Origin of the sequence: Paraplanobispora takensis (assembly GCF_016863195.1) — a bacterium.
Classification (GTDB): Bacteria; Actinomycetota; Actinomycetes; order Streptosporangiales; family Streptosporangiaceae; genus Planobispora; species Planobispora takensis.
The window spans coordinates 37175-54217 of record NZ_BOOK01000037.1 but is presented as its reverse complement, the minus strand read 5'-3'; the positions used below and the strand labels follow the sequence as shown (position 1 = coordinate 54217).

Genomic DNA, 17043 nt, shown 5'->3' with positions numbered 1-17043 from the left:
GACCTGGTAAACCGCGAGGTCAGGCCTTGGGGTCGGCCGGCTTCACCAGGGTGGCGTAGACGATCACGTTGTCGTCGTACTCGTTCTCGTCCCAGTCGAACTTCCCGCCGCAGGTGATCAGGCGCAGGCCGTCCTCCAGATAGACCTTGTCGGCGGGGAAGTCGTGCTTGGACACCTGCTCGATGGAGTCCACCCGGTACTGGGCGACCTTGCCGTCGCTCCGCACGACCTTGATGGCCTGTCCCTCCCGCATCTCCTTGAGCCGGTAGAAGACCGCCGGATCCGTCTTGGTGTCGACGTGCCCGAGGATCACCGCCGGCCCCGGGTCGCCCGGGACCACGCTGTCCTTCACCCACCCGGCGTGGTCCGGCTTCTCGTACGGCGGCAGCTCGATCTCCCCGCCCTTGACGCCGAGCTTCATCAGCGGCGCCTCGATGCCCAGGGAGGGGATCTCGATGCGGCTGGGCACGACCGGGGGAACCTCCGCGCGCTCCTGGCCGCCACCCCTGTTGAAGGCGACCAGGACGGCTCCGGTGATGACTCCGGCCACGATGATCCGCGACCAGCGGGACTCTCCCATCGCGGACTACGGACGGCGCCGCCGCGCGACGGCCACGCCGACGCCGCCCGCCACGGCCGCCGCCACCAGCGCGGCGGTCAGCCCGATCGGCGTGCCGGAGTCCTCGGGTCCGCCGGCCGCGGTGCCGCCGCCTCCGGTGCCCGGGGCCTTGGTGGTGATGATGGTGCGGGTGGTGGTCGGCTGGGGGGTCGGCGAGCTGCTCTGCAGGATCCGCAGGGTGGTGCTGCCGGTGTCGTTGGTCCCCTCACACCTGACGCTGACCTCGTACTCGCCGGGCTTGGCGTTGTCGACGACCGTCGCCTGACCCCGCACCCACGGCCGCGGCGTGGGCGTGCTCGTGCCGGGGGTGGCCGGCGTGGGCGTCACCAGGATCGGATCGAGCGTGATCGCGGTCTCGAAGATCTCCGACGCCGCGGTGCCCTGGTGCGCGGGACCGCCCTGGGGGATCGGGCAGTTCGCCAGCACCCACGCCTTGCCGCCGGCGCGCACGCTGGAGGGCTGGAGCTGGACTTCGATGTCCGCCCGGGGGGCTCCCGTCGTGGTCGCCGCGGGAGTCGGCGTTCCCGTGGGGTTGCCCGAGTTCGCCTCGGCCGTGCATCCGGCTATTCCGGTCAGGGCGATGGCCCCGAGAACCGCGACAAGCTTGACCCTTGGCACTGTCGCTCTCCACTTCGCACTCCGGCCGACGACCCTCGCCCGGCACGACTTCCCACCTGCTCCCCATTAAACATGGGCAAACCCAGAGAAGTCGATCATCATCCGTAATGATCTAGACCAAGTGGGGCGTAGTGCCAGGTTGCCAGGCTTGACGCCCTTACGTGGGCGAATCAGGCGACATCAGAGAATTGTGGAATGTCGTGGGGCCCGACGGTCCTCCCGGACCGGATACCTCCGACGGGGCCGGTGTTGCGGGCCGGCGATCGACGCTGCGAGCCGTACCGGGCCGGGGTCCTCAGGGGGTCAGACGACGCCCTCCCAGCGGGGACCGACGCCGCGCAACCGCACCACGCGCTCGTCGTCCGCCCCGCTCCGGTCGATCGCGATCTCCAGCCGGTCCTCGGCCAGCCCCTCGACCAGGCCCTCGCCCCACTCGACGACCGTCACCGACTCCTGCAGGGAGGCGTCGAGGTCCAGGTCGTCGACCTCCAGGTCCCCGCCGAGCCGGTAGGCGTCCGCGTGCACCAGCGCGGGACCGTCCACGAGCGAGGGGTGCACCCGGGCGATCACGAAGGTCGGGGAGGTGATCGGCCCGCGGACCTTGAGCCCCTCGGCGACGCCCTGCACCAGGGTCGTCTTGCCCGCGCCCAGCGGGCCGGACAGCACCGCCAGATCCCCCGGCCGCAGCAGGCCGGCCAGCTCCGCGCCCAGCTCCCGCATCTCCTCGGCGGTCGCCACGATTCTCACCGTTCGCTCACTCCTGTATGTCCACCGCCACCCGCTTCAGCAGGTCGCGCAGTGCGTCGTTGACCGCCCCCGGCCGCTCCAGCTGGACCAGGTGCGAGCTGTCGGGAACCTCCGTCAGCCGGGCGCGCGGCAGCGCCGCCGCGATCGCCTTGCTGTGCTCGACGGGCGTCAGCCAGTCGTCGTCACCGACCACGATGGAGGTGGGCACGTCGTCCAGCACGTCCAGCGCGCTCAGCTTGTCGTGCGACATGAGCGCCGGATAGAAGTTCGCGATCACTTCGAAGGGGGTGGAGCGGATCATCGACTCGACGAAGTCCACCACCGTGGGGCTGACGTTCCTGGAGTCGCCGAAGCCCAGGTAGCGCAGGACCAGGAAGGCGACGTCGTTGGCCGCGTGGCGGCCCTTGTCCACCAGGGACCCCCGGCGGCCCAGTATCGACACCGTCCCCGGCGTGACCTTGTGCACCGCCTTGGACAGCAGCGCGGGCAGGCCCAGGGAGACCTCGGCCAGCTTGCCGGCGGAGGTGGAGATGAGCGCCACGCCCTTGACCTTGTCGCCGAAGAGCTCGGGGTGCCGGTCGGCGAGCGCCATGATGGTCATCCCGCCCATGGAGTGCCCGACGAGCACGCACGGACCGGGCACCAGCTCCTGCAGGACCTCGAACAGGTCCTCGCCGAGCCGGTCGATCGTCGAGTTGTCCGCGCCGGTGCGGGACGAGCGCCCGTGGGAACGCTGGTCCCACAGCACCAGGCGGTGATAGTCGCGCAGGTCGCGCCGCTGGTAGTGCCAGGAGTCCAGGTTGAGGGTGTAGCCGTGGCACAGCACCACGGTCAGCGGGCTGTCCTCGGGACCGTCCACCTCCGCGTGCAGGGCCGCCCCGTCGGAGGTGACGACCGTGGCCTGCCGCCCGCGCAGCTCGCCCAGCGGCTCGCTGGCCTCGGGGTCGGGGCGGAGCCTGATCCGGCCGATGGCGTATCTCTTGGCGAAGGCGCCGGCCGCCACACCGGCGGACGCCGCACCGACGATCGCACCGGCGATGCCGACCTTACGTCGTCGCGTACTCGTCATTCAGACCCCCTTCACCGGTAAACGCGTGGCACGCGCGAACCGATCCTGGTCACGATCTCATGAGTGATCGTGCCGAGGGAATCCGCCCATTCCTGCGCGGTCGGCTCGCCCTGCGAACCGTCACCGAACAGAATCACCTCATCCCCCTCGGCCAGCGGATCCTCCCCCACGTCGATCACGAACTGGTCCATGCAGACCCGCCCGGCGATCCGCCGTCGCCGGCCGCCCGCCAGCACCTCCGCCCTGTTGGTGGCGTGCCGCAGGACGCCGTCCGCATACCCGAGCGGGACCAGGCCAAGCGTTGTTTCGCGATCCGTAACATATAGGTGCCCATAGGACACGCCTGAATCAGCCGGCACCCGCTTCACCAGGGAGATCCGCGCTGTGAGCGTCATCGCCGGGCGGAGACCGAAATCGCCCAGCTCGGGGATGGGGCTGAGCCCGTAGGCCGCGATGCCCGGCCGCACCATGTCATAGCGCGCCCGCGGGAGCGTCAGATTCGCCGCGGAGTTGGCGATGTGGCGGATCACGTGGGATCCCCCCGCACCCGCCTTCTCGGCGACGGCCAGCGCCTCGTCGAAGGCGTCGAGCTGGACGTCGATCGACGGGTGCCCCGGGATGTCGGCGCACGCGAAGTGCGACCAGAGCCCGACGATCTCGACCGTGCCCTCCGCCTGCCGGGCCAGCGCCCGCTCCAGCAGCGCGGGCCAGTCCGCCGCCGCCGCGCCGCCGCGCCCGTTGCCCGTGTCGGCCTTCAGGTGCAGTCTCGCCGCCCGCCCGGTACGGCCCGCCGCCTCGGCGACGGCGTCCACCAGCCATGGCGCGCCCGCCGACAGCTCCACGTCCGCGGCCAGCGCGTCGTCCAGCGGCTCTCCCGGCGGGATGAGCCACGACAGGATCGGCGCGGTGACCCCGGCGGCCCGCAGCTCCAGAGCCTCGCGGACGTAGGCGGTGCCGAGCCGTTCGGCCCCGCCCTCCAGGCACGCCCGCGCGGCGGCGACGAGTCCGTGCCCGTAGGCGTCGGCCTTGACCGCGACCATGGTCAGAGCCCCCGGGGCGTGCTCGCGCAGCAGCGCGACGTTCTCCCGGATCGCGGACAGGTCCACCCGCGCCTCGGCAGGAGTCATCGGGAAGCTCATATTCCCAGTCTGGCAGCTCGCCTCCGGTGCCGAGGCCGATTCGTGACCGACCTCATGACCTCGGGGAGCGCCTCGGCCACGTCCCCGGCGGCCAGCGGGCCGTGCCTTCCGGCCATCCCGTGGAGGTACGCCGCGCACGAGGCCGCGTCGTAGCAGTCGAGCCCGGCCGCCAGCAGCGCGCCCGCCAGCCCGGCCAGCACGTCCCCGGTGCCGCCGGTGGCCAGCCAGGGACTGCCGGTCGGGTTGACCCTGACCGGGTCGCCCTCCCGCGCGACCACCGTGGTCGAACCCTTCAGCAGCACGGTCACGCCCAGCTCCGCGGCCGCCAGCCGGGCGTACTCCAGCCGCCGGGCCTCGATCTTCCCCCGGGACACCTGCAACAGCCGCGACAGCTCACCGGCGTGCGGGGTGATCAGCACGGGCGCGTCCCTGCGGAGCAGCGACCTGTCGTGCGCGATGAGCGTCAGGCCGTCGGCGTCCACCAGCACGGGGACGTCACTCGCCAGAACCGCGCGGGCGACGGCGTGCGCCTCGGGACCGGTGCCGAGCCCGGGGCCCAGTACCCACGCCTGCACCCGGCCGACGTCCTCGATGCGCTTGCCGGGGTCCACCCCGCCCGCGTCCGGGCCGGTGTCCTCCGGGTCCGCACGCCCGGTGCCGGCCTCCGGGTCCGCATGACCCGTCCCCGCCTCCGGACCCGCGTGACCGCCGTCCTCGGCCGGGGCCAGCTCGGTGACGACCGCCTCCGGCCAGCGGGCGCGTACCTGCGCCACCGGCTCGGCGACGCCCGCGTAACGCACCATGCCCGCCCCGGCCCGGATCGCGCCCCCCACGGCCAGCACCGCGGCGCCGGTGTAGCGGTGGCTGCCGGCCGCGACGCCGACGACGCCCCGGCGGTACTTGTCGGAGCGGGCGTCGGGCCTGGGCAGCAGCGCGGCGACGCCCTCGTCGGTGAGCCCGGCCGCGTCGGGATCCGGCAGGTACGGCCCCAGCCCGATGTCGACGAACTCCACCCGGCCCGCGTACCCGGCTCCCGGGTCGACCAGCAGCCCGGTCTTGAGCGCTCCGAACGTGACGGTGACATCCGCCGGGACCGCCTCCCCGTCGACCCGCCCGTTGCCCGCGTCCACCCCGCTCGGCACGTCCACCGCGACGACGGCGCCGGAGGCCGCACCGGCGATCGCCGCCAGCGTCGCGTACGGCTCCCGCAGGGCCCCGGTCCCGCCGATCCCGACCAGCCCGTCCACGATCAGGTCGGCGGCCTCGATCACCCGCCGCGCCGCCTCCGCCCCGCCGCCGTCCCGGGGTCCGCCCGCGTCCCGGGACCCCTCCGGGCCGGTCCCGAAAGCCGCGGCACCGCGCAGGTCCAGGACCCGGCCGCCGGATCGGCGCAGGGCGGCGAGGCCGCCCCGGTGGACCCGCGACCCGGCCAGGACCGCGTGCACCCGGGCTCCCCGGGCCGCCAGCCGGGCCCCGGCGTAGAGGGCGTCGCCGCCGTTGTCACCGCTGCCGATCAGGAGCGCGACGCGGGAGCCGTACACCCTCCCCAGCATCGCGGCGCAGTGCACGGCGAGCCCGGTGGCCGCCCGTTCCATCAGCGTGCCCTCGGGCAACGTCGCCATCAGGGCCGCCTCGGCCGCCCTGATCTGGTCGGAGGTGTACGCCGGTCGCGTGAGGTCGTGACGGGCGCGTGGTTCACGGGGTCGTCCTCCCATGGTCCGAGAGTACGGCAGCGATCACAGCCGCCCTCCCCGCCGCCCCGGCGTCACACCTGCTCGGTGCGCAGGTTGCGGGAGAAGCGGGTCACGGCGGCCTTCGTCGCGCAGGAGGCCGTCCGGCGGGAGGTGCGGAGTGACGCGTGAGGACCGATTGCTAGCCCTCGGCGATCACATAGGCGACGGCGACGCCCCCGTCGTGGGTCAGGGAGATGTGCCAGCGGGCCACCCCCAGCGCGGCGGCCACCTCGGCGACCCGGCCGGTCACCCGCAGTTCGGGACGGCCGTGCTCGCCGGTCACCACCTCGGCCTCCACGTGGAGCAGGCCGGGCGGTGCCCCCAGCGCCTTGGCCACGGCCTCCTTGGCCGCGAAGCGCGCGGCCAGGGACTCCACCCGCAGGTCGCGCTCCGCCTCGGTGAACAGCCGGATCCGCAGCCCGGGCGTCCGGGCCAGCGTCGCCTCGAACCTGGCCACGTCCACCACATCCACGCCAATCCCCACGATCACCCGCCCAGCGTAGTGTTCCGCTGCCGATGTGAACCCGTTCTGGTGAGCGCGGCGAGCGCGCCGAGTACGGCGAGTACGGCGAGTACGGCGGGCGCGAGAGGAGCGACGGGTGGTACGGGCGCGGTGGGCACGGTGATCAGTGCCGCCGGTACGGCGGACAGTTCCGGGGCCTTCACTGCCTTGTGGGCCTCCGGCGGGGCGGGAAGGTGGGCCCAGGCGGGCAGCAGCGACTCGCATGCCCTCACCGCCGTGCCGTACTCCGAGGAGAGCAGGTCGACACGCTCGCCCTTGACGGCGAGGACGACCGTCCCATCCGGGGAGAACGTGACCTCGGGGAATTCCGGCAGTCCGTGTGAGCTCATGCATGCGGCGAACGCCTTGCCGTCGTCCTCGCCGGCCACCGCGGCCGAGGCGGCCGCCCCTCCCCCTCCCACGACGAGAGCCGCGACGAGGAGCACGTTCCTGATCTTTACACCGTTCATTATGGTTCCTCCGCTGTCCGTCGGTGGGACCAGCCAAGCCGAGGGGCGGTTACCGGACGGGAACAGCGGCGGTTACCCCGTTGTAACCGGAGGCGGAGCATCCTGGACGGATCATGAGGGTGCCGGTGGCCGAAGACCAGGAGTCGCAGGCGTGGCTTAATGCGTAACGCGGGTGCCGCGTGTCGTTTTTCCCGGGGTCTTTCTGGGGGTGGCGTGACCATGCCGGAGGACGGCTGCCAGGTCTGCGGCCGGGCCCTGCCGGAGCGGGCGGGCAGGCGGGGGCGGTCGTCGGTCTACTGCTCGGCCGCGTGCCGGCAGAAGGCCTACCGGTCCCGGCACGACCCGGCGACCGGCGCAGAGATCCCGGCGGGTTCCGGGGCGGGTGACGGGCGGGACGGGTTCCGGGGGCGCTCCACGCCGCGGGCCTGGCTGTACCGGATCGCCACCAACACCTGCCTGGACTTCCTGCGGCGCACCACCCGGCGGGTGACACGGTACGAGCCCGTCGAGGGGATGGACCACGGCAGCCAGGATCCCCCGCCGCGGATCACCTGGCTCCAGCCGTACCCCGACCACCTGCTGGAGGACCTGGAGGGCGCGGTCTCGGGCGAGGCGTCGCCGGAGGCCGCGGCGGTGTCCGGGGAGACGGTGGAGCTGGTCTGTCTGGCGGCGATCCAGCACCTGCCGCCGCGGCAGCGGGCGGTGCTGATCCTGCGGGACGTGCTCGGGCTGCCGGCCGCCGAGACGGCCACGATGCTGGAGATGAGCACCGCCTCGGTCAACAGCGCGCTCCAGCGGGCCCGGCCCGCCCTGCTCAGCGAGGACATCCGGCTGACCATGCCGCCGAACCCGTTCTGGTTCACCGGCCGCGAGGCGATGACGGCCTTCCTGAGGCCGTCCCTCGACCCGGCCTCCCCGAGCCACTTCGGGAACTGGCGGCACCTGCCCACCCGGGCGAACGGCCGGCCGGCGGCCGCGGGCTACGTGCAGCGCCCCGGCACCACGGTCTACCGGGCGCAGGTGCTGGACGTGCTGCGCGTCCAGGACGGGAAGATCGTGGAGATCATGGCGTTCGAGCCCCACCTGTTCCCCGCGTTCGGGCTCCCCTTGAGGTTGTGAGGCTCCGGCGGGTTCCGCCGGGGACCGTACGGGAAGCGATGAGTTCTCCGGGCCGGGCGCGTCTCAACAGCCGGATACCGCGCGGACCGCGGAACCCGCAGAACCTCAAGAACGGAGCATTCCCATGGCCAAGGTGATCGCCAACATGTCGATGTCCCTCGACGGTTTCGTCGCCGACCCCTCCGACGGGGTGGAGCACCTGTTCGGCTGGTACGAGAACGGCGACGTCGCCATCCCGACCGCCGCCCCGGAGCTGACCTTCCAGGTGTCGGAGGCCAGCGCGGCCCACCTGCGCGGCGCGATGGAGAACGTCGGGGCCCTGATCGTCGGCCGCCGCCTGTTCGACATAACCGGCGGGTGGGGCGGCCGGCACCCGCTGGACGTGCCGGTCTTCGTGGTCACCCACAGCGTCCCGGACGGCTGGCCCCGCGAGGACGCCCCCTTCACCTTCGTCACCGACGGGGTCGAGAGCGCGGTCGCCCAGGCCAAGGAGGTCGCCGGCGACGGCTGGATCGGCGTCGGGTCCAAGATCGCCTCGCAGTGCCTCAACGCGGGGCTGCTGGAGGAGATCCGGGTGGACCTGGTGCCCGTGCTGCTGGGCGGGGGCATCCCCTTCTTCGAGGGCCTCACCTGCGCCCCGGTCGAGCTGGAGGGCCCGCGGGTGATCGAGGGGACCGGTGTGACCCACCTGTACTACACGGTGAAATCCGGCGAGAACAAATAAGCGCGAAAAACCCTTGATTTCCGATGATGCCGGATAGCGCCCGGTGAAGTACGGCCGGGCGCTCCGGCGCCGGGGACGACCCGAACGGCGTTTACCGGGCGGCCGGTATCCGCCGGACATCCGGAACGACGCGCCATAACACCAGGCCGTCGCGGGTCCGGGGAAATCATTCAGTGAGCGTTCAGCGCGGGGAAAGTATGTCGATTTACCCTCGCGGCAGAATGATCGATTCCCCGAGAAGGGCAACCCATGATTCTCCGCTGGACCCATCTGGCCATCGCAGCCACGCTCACCGCGGGAGTCGGAGCCGTCGCCGTCTCCGCCGCGGCCGACGTCGTGCCGTCAAAGGGCAAGGACTCCGCGGCGGCCACGATCCGCGACACCAAGGGCAAGGCCATCGGCCAGCTCACCATCGAACGCGCGGGGTACGGCAAGGCCAGAGTGACGGTCACGGTGAAGGGCCTGGATCCGGGCTTCCACGGCTTCCACATCCACACCACCGGCACGTGTGACCCGAAGGCCGTCGACCCCGCCACCGGGAAGGTCACGCCGTTCTTCTCCGCGGGCGGCCACTTCAACCTCGGCAAGGGCGCCCACGGCGACCACTCGGGGGACCTGCCCCCGCTGCTGGCCGCCAAGGACGGCACCGCCACGGCCTCCGTCATCACCGACAGGTTCCGGGTGCGCCACCTCTCCGACGACGACGGCAGCGCCGTCATCATCCACGCGCTGCCCGACAACCTGGCCAACATCCCCGAGCGGTACGACCCGGACCCCGACGAGATGACCCTGAAGACCGGCGACGCCGGCGGACGGGTGGCCTGCGGAGTGATCAAGTGACCCGGGTCTGACCCGGCCGGGTCTCCTCCGGGTGGCCGGTGGACCCGCCCGCCGTACCGCGCCCTTGACTCCTCACCCTTGACGGCGTCGGCTTGATCGGTTAGGACCGCAGAGAGCTTGTCGATCACTTTCTGGGGAGGATGTCATGTCCGGCAGAACACTGGTACGGCGCGCCGCGATGGCCGCGGTGACGGCGGGTTCGCTGGCCGCCTTCGGCCTCATGCCCGCGCCGGCGTCCGCGGGGACGGCCGGGGAGGCCTCCGCGGGGGCGGCCGGGGACAGGCCGCCCAGGACGACGAAGGGCCCGTGCCGCTACACCGAGACCCCGGACGATCCGGCCGTGCGCAAGGTCCCGCTGCCCCCGGACCCGCGCCGCACCCCCACCCGGCCGGTGTCCGCGGTCCTGAAGACCAACCACGGCCGCATCGGGCTCACCCTCCACCCGGACAAGGCGCCCTGCACGGTGCAGAGTTTCCTGCACCTGATCCGGCACGGGTTCTACGACGCCACCTCCTGCCACCGGCTGACCGCCTACGACCGGCTGAAGGTGCTGCAGTGCGGCGATCCGAGCTTCACCGGCGAGGGCGGTCCGGGCTACCGCTACAAGGACGAGCTGCCCACCGACCTGCCGCCGTGGCCGGGCGACCCCACCGGCGTGCGCAAGACGTACGCGCGCGGCGTGCTGGCCATGGCCAACGCCGGCCCCGACACCAACGGCAGCCAGTTCTTCCTGGTCTACGGCGACTCCGGGCTGGCCCCCAACTACACGATCTTCGGTACGGTCGACGCCGCCGGCCTCGCCGCCCTGGACCGCATCGCCGCCGGCGGCATCCGGCCCACCCCGGACGGCCCGACCCCGCCGGTGGACGGCCTGCCCGTCCTGCCCGCCGACATCATCGACGCCCGCATTCGTCGTTAGGCTTTATCTGCGGTGATTCTCCCCACGGGCTGCACCCTATTGAGGCGAAATATTGACCTTTGTCTGGGATGATCATTCTCCGCATGATCACCTCTTCCCCAAGGACAGATATTTCATGAAACGATGGCTCGCCCTCGCGGCCACGACTCTGGTCGCGTCCGCAGCCGCGGTCGCGCTGCCCGCCGCCGCGCAGGCCGCTCCCGCCGCCGACCCGGTGCAGGCGGTCAAGCGGCAGTTCAAGGCCGGGCACGGCGTCGAGGTCCACGAGATCTCCCGTCTGACCGACAAGGACAGCTCGCTGGGGATCCGGCTCAACGGCGACCTGCAGTTCGGCTCCGCCGGCCCGGTCGCCTCCGACTTCACCCTGAGCTGGGTCATCGACCCCAAGACCAGGGAGCAGTTGGAGAAACTGAGCACGGACGGCGAGTCGTTCACGGCCACCGTGTTCGCGCCCCAGCGGGTGGTGGTCGCCGACAAGCGCGCGTACTTCTCCGGTGAGCCCTACAGGGGCCAGCTCCCCGAGGGGAAGACCTGGGTGCGCCTCAAGGAGAAGGTCCCGACCCCCAACCTCAGCAGCCAGGGGATCGACATCTTCGATCCGGCCGTCCTGAAGACCGTTCTGAAGACCTCGGTGGGCAAGCCCTCCGCCGGAGCCCGCTATCAGGGCGTCGTGACCTACGCGGAACTGCTGAAGGCCAGGGGCGAGGCCGCCCTCCTGCCCAAGTACGGCAAGAAGTTCGCCCAGAGGAAGGTCTCCTGGCGACTCTGGACCGACGACAAGGGCCTGCCCCAGCGTCTGAGGACCTCCGAGAGCACCGGCACCGGCAAGTCGCTGACGGTCACCACGACCGACACCCGCTACACCAACTGGGGCATCCCGCTGTCCATCATCGCCCCGCCCGCCGACCAGGTCATCGAGGACAAGGACCTGCCCACCGGCATCGTCGACCCCAAGGAGGTCATCAACACCCTGTCCGCCCGTCAGGACGACTGACCCCCGCCGAGCGGCCCGGACCTGGGTTCCGTCCGGGCCGCCGCGGCGCCGTGCGGACTCCGCACCGGGCGCCCGGAGACTACGACCCCCGCCCGGCCGGCCGCGCGGCGGCAGCGCCGACGACGGCCGAGCCGGGCGCGGCTAGAAACCCCCGCGCTGCCAGGGGCCCCAGATGGCGAAGCTCAGCCCCTGGCTGGACTGGACGTTGACGTACAGGGTGTGGCCGCCGGGACCGAAGGTGGAGCCGGCGAACTCGGCGCCGGAGTCGCCGGCGACGGGGACCAGGCGGGAGAAGTCGAAGATCTCGCCGCGCCGGGTGAGCCCGCGCAGATAGTTGTCACCGTTGCCGTCCTCGCACAGGACGAGGGTGCCGCGGGGGCTGGTGGTGACGTTGTCGGGCAGGTCGAGGGTGACCGCGCCGGGCGACTCGTAGACGAGCTTCAGCCGGCCGCTCCACGACTCGTACGCCCACACCTGGCCGCGTCCCTTGCCGAAACCGCTGGGCGGGGTGTCGCCGGAGGCGGTCGCGCCGCCCTGGGTGGAGACGAAGTAGACGGTGCCGTGGTGGTGGATCGCCCCCTCCAGGCGGGAGAAGATCGCCGCTCCCTTGTCCCGGCCCTGCTTGCCGACGGCCTGGATCGCGGTGTCGTTGCTCGGCGTGCCGGTGAAGGCCGGGTCGGGGTCGTCGATGTCCACCCAGGTGACGCGGTAGGAGGCCCCGGCGGGCTGGCCTGCCGACAGGTCCTTGCCCGGCTGGTCGCGTACGGCCAGCATCTGCAGCTTGCCGCCGTCCAGGATCCGGCCCGCCTTGAGCGGGTTCTTCGGCGGCAGGTAGCGGTAGAAGCCCGAGGGGAAGGCGAAGTTGTCCTCGGTCAGATAGATCGCCCCGGTCAGCGGGTCGAACGCGGCCGACTCGTGGGCGAAGCGCCCGGCGCTCCTGATCGGCCCGCTCGGCCGGCCGTCGACCGGCACCTCGAAGATGTAGCCGTGCTTCTGCTTGAGCCTGGTGTTGTCCTGGCCGGTGAAGTCGTTGCCGACGTCCGGCCCGTTGACGGTCTCCTCGCAGGTCACCCACGCCCCCCAGGGCATCGGCCCGCCGGAGCAGTTCATCTGGGTGCCGTTCAGGCTGGGACCGGACTTGACGACCCGGCCGTAGCGGGTGACCTCCAGCGTGGCCGTACCGCCGCCCGCCGCCGGGTCGTAGGCCTTGGCCGGGTCCCCGAACGCGCCGACGGGGCCGTTGACCTCGTGGTTGCGCACCAGGATCGCGTTCCCGCGCGGTCCCCGGAACGCCGCCATGCCGTCGTGCCTGCCCGGGGTGGTGCTCCCGTCGGTGAACGCCTCGCCGGCGGGGTTGAACGAGCGGTACTTGAACCCCTTCGGCAGATGCAGCCGGACTACCCCGTCCCGCTCGTCGGCGATCGGGACCAGGGGGCCGTATCCGCCCCCCGGCCGCAGTTCCCCGTTGCGTCCCGCGCTGGCGACGCCGGCGAACGGCCCGGCCACCCCTACCGCCGCCAGTGTCGTGGTCCCGGCGAGAAAACGACGACGATCCATGGTGCACTCCCTGGGATCCGATGGGTTCACGACACGTTAATCCGCGCTCACCAATCCGCTATAGGGCATATATCGCCAATCAATGAGTCCGGAACCCCGCCCGCGCCGGTGAGTCCCCGGGGAGCCCCGTCACCGGCGCGCCGGTGACCGGTCAGTAGGCTTGCGGGCTATGGCCAACGGGTGGGACGAGGCGGCGACGCCGTACGTCGAGCTGAACAGGTCGCAGTGGAGCGAGCTGCGCAAGAACACTCCGCTCACCCTCACCGAGGAGGAGCTGGAGGAACTGCGCGGCGTCGACGACCCGATCGACCTGGCCGAGGTCACCGACGTCTACCTGCCCCTGACCCGGCTGCTCAACCTGCACTTCACCGGGGCCAGGCAGCGCAACGCCGCGGTCACCACCTTCCTCGGCACCGGCGGGCGGCCGGCGCCGTACATCCTGGGCATCGCCGGCAGCGTCGCGGTCGGCAAGTCGACCACGGCCCGGCTGCTGCACACGCTGCTGGCCCGCTGGCCCGAGCACCCGCGGGTGGATCTGATCACCACCGACAGCTTCCTGCACCCGAACAAGGTGCTGACCGAGCGCGACATCATGCACCGCAAGGGCTTCCCCGAGAGCTACGACCGGCGGGCCCTGGTCAGGTTCATGGCCGGCGTCAAGGCCGGGCTGCCCGAGGTGAGCGCCCCGGTCTACAGCCACCTGGAGTACGACATCGTGCCCGGCGCCGTGCAGACCGTGCGCCGGCCCGACATCCTCATCGTCGAGGGCCTCAACGTCCTGCAGCCCGCCCCGCCCGCGGCGCTGGCCGTCAACGACTACTTCGACTTCTCCATCTACGTGGACGCCAAGACCGAGCACATCCGCGAGTGGTACGTGGACCGCTTCCACAAGCTCCGCCGTACCGCCTTCGAGGATCCCAAGTCCTACTTCCGGCGCCTGACCGAGCTGTCGGAGGAGGAGGCCACCGCCTTCGCCGAGGACGTCTGGCGCGACATCAACGAGCGCAACCTCATCGAGAACATCGCCCCCACCCGGGGCCGCGCCGGTCTGGTCCTGCTCAAGGGCCCCGACCACTCGATCAAGCGCGTACGGCTGCGCCGCATCTGATCGCGGCCCGCCGTGATCCCGGCCGAACGGCCGAGGCGGGCGGGCGCCGCCCGCCCGATCGGATGAGGGGCGAGTCCTTCCCGTGAGGGAGGCGCGCGCGACCTCCGGTGGATAGTCTCCGATCATGACTATCCTCGCCACCGAGGAGCTCAGCAGGAGCTTTCCCCGGGTGACGGCGCTCGACCGGCTCACCGTCACCGTCGGGCCCGGCGTGACGGGCCTGGTCGGCGCCAACGGCGCGGGCAAGTCCACGCTGATCAAGATCCTGCTGGGACTGCTGCCGCCCTCCGGCGGAGGCGCGCGGGTGCTCGGCATGGACGTGACGGCCCAGGGCGCCGAGATCCGCCGGGTCGTCGGCTACATGCCCGAGCACGACTGCCTGCCGCCCGACCTGTCCGCCACCGAGTTCACGGTGCACATGGCCCGGATGTCCGGCCTGCCGCGCACCGCCGCCCGCGAGCGCGCCGCCGACGTGCTGCGGCACGTCGGGCTCTACGAGGAGCGCTACCGCCCGATGGGCGGTTACTCCACCGGCATGAAACAGCGGGTCAAGCTGGCGCAGGCTCTCGTGCACGACCCCCGGGTCGTCTTCCTGGACGAGCCCACCAACGGGCTCGACCCGCAGGGCCGCGACGAGATGCTCGCGCTGATCCGCAGGATCGGCGCCGAGTTCGGGATCAGCGTGCTGGTCACCTCGCACCTCCTCGGCGAGCTGGAGCGGATCTGCGACCACGTGATCGTGATCGACGGCGGCCGGCTGCTGCGCTCGTCGGCCATCGGCGAGTTCACCCAGGCCACCCAGACCGTCACGGTCGAGGTCGAGGACGGCCGCGACCTGCTGGCGGCCCGCCTGACCGAGCTGGGCGAGACCGTCACCACCGAGGGCCGGGCGCTCCTGCTGCGGGTGCGCGCCCCGCAGACCTACGACGTCCTGCGCGACGCCGTGTGCGACCTGGACCTGTGCCTCATCCGCGTCGAGCAGGGCCGCCAGCGCATCGAGGACGTCTTCAAGGAGCCCGCCGATGTCTGACCTCCCCGCCTCCCCTCCCGGCGGCCCGGTGAACCCCGTGCCGCACGGCTCCGGCCCGCGGGGCCCGGCCGGGCCGGTGGGCGTCATCCACGACATCGGCTACCGCCACTACGACGGGCCCCGGCTCGGCCGCGGCCCCGCGACCGTCGCCCTGGCCGTGCACACCCTGCGCGGGGTCTTCGGCCTCGGCCGCCCGGCCCGCTCGAAGATCATCCCGTTCGCGCTCTTCGGGATCATGATGCTCCCGGCCGTGGTCTCCATCGCGGTCATGGCGATGGTCCAGCAGCGGGCGATGGAGTACACCCCCTACGCCACCATCATGCAGCCCGTGCTGGCGATCTTCCTGGCCTCGCAGTCGCCGTACGCCGTCGCGCCGGACCTGCGCTTCCGGGTGCTGCCGCTGTACCTGTCGCGGCCGGTGGGCCTGTGGGACTACGTGGGGGCCAAGCTCGCGGCGATGGCGGTGGCGATGTTCACGCTGCTGGCGGTCCCGCTGACCGTGCTGTACGTCGGCGAGCTCCTCGTCGACATGCCCGGGCCCCCGCAGACCTCCGAGTACCTGGCGGGCATGGCCGGCGCGGTCGGCTACGCGGTGCTGCTGGCCTCGCTGGGGGTGGCGATCGCCTCCTTCACCCCGCGGCGCGGGCTGGGCGTGGCCTCGGTCATCGCGCTCTATCTCCTGGCCTCGGGCGTCTCGACCGTCGTGGCCGCGGTGATGGAGTCGGTCAACGACTACGCCGCCGCCGGATGGGCCTGGCTGATCAACCCGTTCTTCCTGGTGGACGCCGCCATCCCGGTCGGGCTCTTCGGCACGGAGCCGGCCGCCCCGGGCGCCTACCCGACGGGGGTCGGCGTCGCCGCCGCCATCGTGCTGATGCTCGCGCTGATCGCGCTCTCGATGGTCGCCCTGATCGCGCGCTACCGGAAGGCGGCCTCCCGATGAACATCGAACTGGCCCAGGTCTCCCGCTGGTACGGCAACGTGGTGGCCGTCAACGACGTCACCATGACCATCGGCCCCGGCGTCACCGGGCTGCTCGGCCCCAACGGGGCGGGCAAGTCGACGCTGCTGCACATGATGGCCGGCTTCCTGGCGCCCTCCGGCGGGACCGTCACCCTGGACGGCACCCGGATCTGGCAGAACCACGAGATCTACCGCTCGATCGGCCTGGTCCCCGAGCGCGAGGCCGTCTACGGCTTCCTCACCGGCTGGCAGTTCGTGCTGTCCAGCGCGCGCCTGCACCGCCTGCCCAACCCCGACGACGCCGCCCGCAAGGCGCTGGCCATGGTCGAGATGGAGAGCGCCAAGGACCGCAGGATCGAGACCTACTCCAAGGGCATGCGCCAGCGGGTGAAGGTCGCCGCGGCTCTCGTGCACGACCCGCAGGTCCTGCTGCTGGACGAGCCGTTCAACGGCATGGACCCGCGTCAGCGCCTGCACCTGATGGAGCTCATCCGCGAGATGGGCACGGCGGGCAAGACCATCCTGTTCAGCTCGCACATCCTGGAGGAGGTCGAGCGCGTCGCCCAGCAGATCGAGGTCCTGGTCGCCGGCCGGCACGCCGCCTCCGGCGACTTCCGCGAGATCCGCCGCCGGATGACCGACCGGCCGCACCTGTTCCGGGTCCGCTCCAGCGACGACCGCCGCCTGGCCTCGGCGCTGATCGCCGACGCCTCCTCGGGGTCGGTCTCCCTCACCGAGGCGGGACTGGAGGTGCGCGCGGTGGACTTCCGGCGCTTCACCTGGCTGCTGCCCCGCGTGGCCAGGGACGCCGGCGTGCGGGTCTGGCAGGTCTCCCCCGCCGACGAAGACCTGGAGAGCGTCTTCTCCTACCTGATCAACAGGAGCGGCTGAT

The 17043-nt window shown here is 72.0% G+C and carries 18 protein-coding genes; 9 read left to right on the top strand and 9 right to left on the bottom strand.

What is annotated here, in order from left to right:
- Positions 1-19: 19 nt before the first annotated feature.
- The 8 genes from Pta02_RS25600 to Pta02_RS25565 form a co-directional block, all read right to left on the bottom strand.
- Positions 20-580, bottom strand: a complete 561-nt coding sequence (locus tag Pta02_RS25600; RefSeq protein WP_203877467.1) for a class F sortase — start codon at positions 578-580, stop codon at positions 20-22.
- 6 nt (positions 581-586) lie between these two features.
- Positions 587-1237: a hypothetical protein gene (locus tag Pta02_RS25595; RefSeq protein ID WP_203877466.1), complete on the bottom strand. Its 651-nt coding sequence runs from the start codon at positions 1235-1237 to the stop codon at positions 587-589.
- A gap of 303 nt (positions 1238-1540) precedes the next feature.
- The gene (gene tsaE / locus Pta02_RS25590) at positions 1541-1984 is read right to left on the bottom strand and encodes a tRNA (adenosine(37)-N6)-threonylcarbamoyltransferase complex ATPase subunit type 1 TsaE (protein WP_307837498.1); all 444 of its coding nucleotides are present in this window, start codon (positions 1982-1984) and stop codon (positions 1541-1543) included.
- A gap of 7 nt (positions 1985-1991) precedes the next feature.
- Positions 1992-3053, bottom strand: a complete 1062-nt coding sequence (locus Pta02_RS25585) for an alpha/beta fold hydrolase (RefSeq protein WP_203877465.1) — start codon at positions 3051-3053, stop codon at positions 1992-1994.
- A gap of 11 nt (positions 3054-3064) precedes the next feature.
- On the bottom strand, positions 3065-4192 hold the full coding sequence (gene alr / locus Pta02_RS25580; protein WP_239131218.1) for an alanine racemase: 1128 nt from the start codon (positions 4190-4192) through the stop codon (positions 3065-3067).
- Positions 4189-5907, bottom strand: coding sequence for an NAD(P)H-hydrate dehydratase (locus Pta02_RS25575; RefSeq protein ID WP_203877464.1), 1719 nt, complete (start codon positions 5905-5907; stop codon positions 4189-4191). The genes alr and Pta02_RS25575 overlap by 4 nt, the downstream gene beginning before the upstream one ends.
- A 157-nt stretch (positions 5908-6064) precedes the next feature.
- A complete protein-coding gene (locus Pta02_RS25570) occupies positions 6065-6415 on the bottom strand; it encodes a holo-ACP synthase (protein WP_203877463.1) in 351 nt (116 codons plus the stop codon).
- Positions 6412-6897 carry a hypothetical protein gene (locus Pta02_RS25565; protein ID WP_203877462.1) on the bottom strand — a complete coding sequence of 162 codons (486 nt, stop codon included), beginning with the start codon at positions 6895-6897 and terminating at the stop codon, positions 6412-6414. Before Pta02_RS25565 ends, Pta02_RS25570 begins: the two co-directional genes overlap by 4 nt.
- A 219-nt stretch (positions 6898-7116) precedes the next feature.
- On the opposite strand from Pta02_RS25565, the gene Pta02_RS25560 reads away from it, so the two are divergent.
- From Pta02_RS25560 to Pta02_RS25540, 5 genes are all read left to right on the top strand, one after another.
- Positions 7117-8016: a sigma-70 family RNA polymerase sigma factor gene (locus tag Pta02_RS25560; RefSeq protein ID WP_203877568.1), complete on the top strand. Its 900-nt coding sequence runs from the start codon at positions 7117-7119 to the stop codon at positions 8014-8016.
- Between the two features lie 124 nt (positions 8017-8140).
- Entirely contained in the window at positions 8141-8740 is a 600-nt protein-coding gene (locus tag Pta02_RS25555; protein WP_203877461.1) for a dihydrofolate reductase family protein, read from the top strand.
- Positions 8741-8989: 249 nt separating this feature from the next.
- The gene (locus Pta02_RS25550) at positions 8990-9580 is read left to right on the top strand and encodes a superoxide dismutase family protein (RefSeq protein WP_203877460.1); all 591 of its coding nucleotides are present in this window, start codon (positions 8990-8992) and stop codon (positions 9578-9580) included.
- A 145-nt stretch (positions 9581-9725) separates the two neighbouring features.
- The gene (locus Pta02_RS25545) at positions 9726-10499 is read left to right on the top strand and encodes a peptidylprolyl isomerase (protein ID WP_203877459.1); all 774 of its coding nucleotides are present in this window, start codon (positions 9726-9728) and stop codon (positions 10497-10499) included.
- Between the two features lie 115 nt (positions 10500-10614).
- The gene (locus tag Pta02_RS25540; RefSeq protein ID WP_203877458.1) at positions 10615-11493 is read left to right on the top strand and encodes a hypothetical protein; all 879 of its coding nucleotides are present in this window, start codon (positions 10615-10617) and stop codon (positions 11491-11493) included.
- Positions 11494-11634: 141 nt separating this feature from the next.
- On the opposite strand, the gene Pta02_RS25535 is transcribed toward Pta02_RS25540, so the two are convergent.
- Positions 11635-13050, bottom strand: coding sequence for a PhoX family protein (locus Pta02_RS25535; protein WP_203877457.1), 1416 nt, complete (start codon positions 13048-13050; stop codon positions 11635-11637).
- Positions 13051-13219: 169 nt separating this feature from the next.
- Here Pta02_RS25535 and coaA point away from each other — a divergent pair, with 169 nt between their 5' ends.
- The 4 genes from coaA (at position 13220) to Pta02_RS25515 (ending at position 17042) form a co-directional block, all read left to right on the top strand.
- Entirely contained in the window at positions 13220-14158 is a 939-nt protein-coding gene (coaA, locus tag Pta02_RS25530; RefSeq protein ID WP_203877456.1) for a type I pantothenate kinase, read from the top strand.
- Between the two features lie 124 nt (positions 14159-14282).
- The gene (locus Pta02_RS25525; protein ID WP_203877455.1) at positions 14283-15188 is read left to right on the top strand and encodes an ABC transporter ATP-binding protein; all 906 of its coding nucleotides are present in this window, start codon (positions 14283-14285) and stop codon (positions 15186-15188) included.
- A complete protein-coding gene (locus tag Pta02_RS25520) occupies positions 15181-16131 on the top strand; it encodes an ABC transporter permease (RefSeq protein WP_239131217.1) in 951 nt (316 codons plus the stop codon). The genes Pta02_RS25525 and Pta02_RS25520 overlap by 8 nt, the downstream gene beginning before the upstream one ends.
- Positions 16128-17042 carry an ABC transporter ATP-binding protein gene (locus Pta02_RS25515; protein ID WP_203877454.1) on the top strand — a complete coding sequence of 305 codons (915 nt, stop codon included), beginning with the start codon at positions 16128-16130 and terminating at the stop codon, positions 17040-17042. Before Pta02_RS25520 ends, Pta02_RS25515 begins: the two co-directional genes overlap by 4 nt.
- Position 17043: the final 1 nt, after the last annotated feature.

Coding starts and splice junctions, on each gene's coding strand:
- Pta02_RS25600 (WP_203877467.1), bottom strand. CDS start 580: ATGGGAGAGTCCCGCTGGTCGCGGATCATCGTGGCCGGAGTCATCACC.
- Pta02_RS25540 (WP_203877458.1), top strand. CDS start 10,615: ATGAAACGATGGCTCGCCCTCGCGGCCACGACTCTGGTCGCGTCCGCA.
- Pta02_RS25550 (WP_203877460.1), top strand. CDS start 8,990: ATGATTCTCCGCTGGACCCATCTGGCCATCGCAGCCACGCTCACCGCG.
- Pta02_RS25535 (WP_203877457.1), bottom strand. CDS start 13,050: ATGGATCGTCGTCGTTTTCTCGCCGGGACCACGACACTGGCGGCGGTA.
- Pta02_RS25520 (WP_239131217.1), top strand. CDS start 15,181: ATGTCTGACCTCCCCGCCTCCCCTCCCGGCGGCCCGGTGAACCCCGTG.
- Pta02_RS25575 (WP_203877464.1), bottom strand. CDS start 5,907: ATGGGAGGACGACCCCGTGAACCACGCGCCCGTCACGACCTCACGCGA.
- Pta02_RS25555 (WP_203877461.1), top strand. CDS start 8,141: ATGGCCAAGGTGATCGCCAACATGTCGATGTCCCTCGACGGTTTCGTC.
- Pta02_RS25585 (WP_203877465.1), bottom strand. CDS start 3,053: ATGACGAGTACGCGACGACGTAAGGTCGGCATCGCCGGTGCGATCGTC.
- Pta02_RS25515 (WP_203877454.1), top strand. CDS start 16,128: ATGAACATCGAACTGGCCCAGGTCTCCCGCTGGTACGGCAACGTGGTG.
- alr (WP_239131218.1), bottom strand. CDS start 4,192: ATGAGCTTCCCGATGACTCCTGCCGAGGCGCGGGTGGACCTGTCCGCG.
- Pta02_RS25545 (WP_203877459.1), top strand. CDS start 9,726: ATGTCCGGCAGAACACTGGTACGGCGCGCCGCGATGGCCGCGGTGACG.
- Pta02_RS25525 (WP_203877455.1), top strand. CDS start 14,283: ATGACTATCCTCGCCACCGAGGAGCTCAGCAGGAGCTTTCCCCGGGTG.
- Pta02_RS25565 (WP_203877462.1), bottom strand. CDS start 6,897: ATGAACGGTGTAAAGATCAGGAACGTGCTCCTCGTCGCGGCTCTCGTC.
- coaA (WP_203877456.1), top strand. CDS start 13,220: ATGGCCAACGGGTGGGACGAGGCGGCGACGCCGTACGTCGAGCTGAAC.
- Pta02_RS25560 (WP_203877568.1), top strand. CDS start 7,117: ATGCCGGAGGACGGCTGCCAGGTCTGCGGCCGGGCCCTGCCGGAGCGG.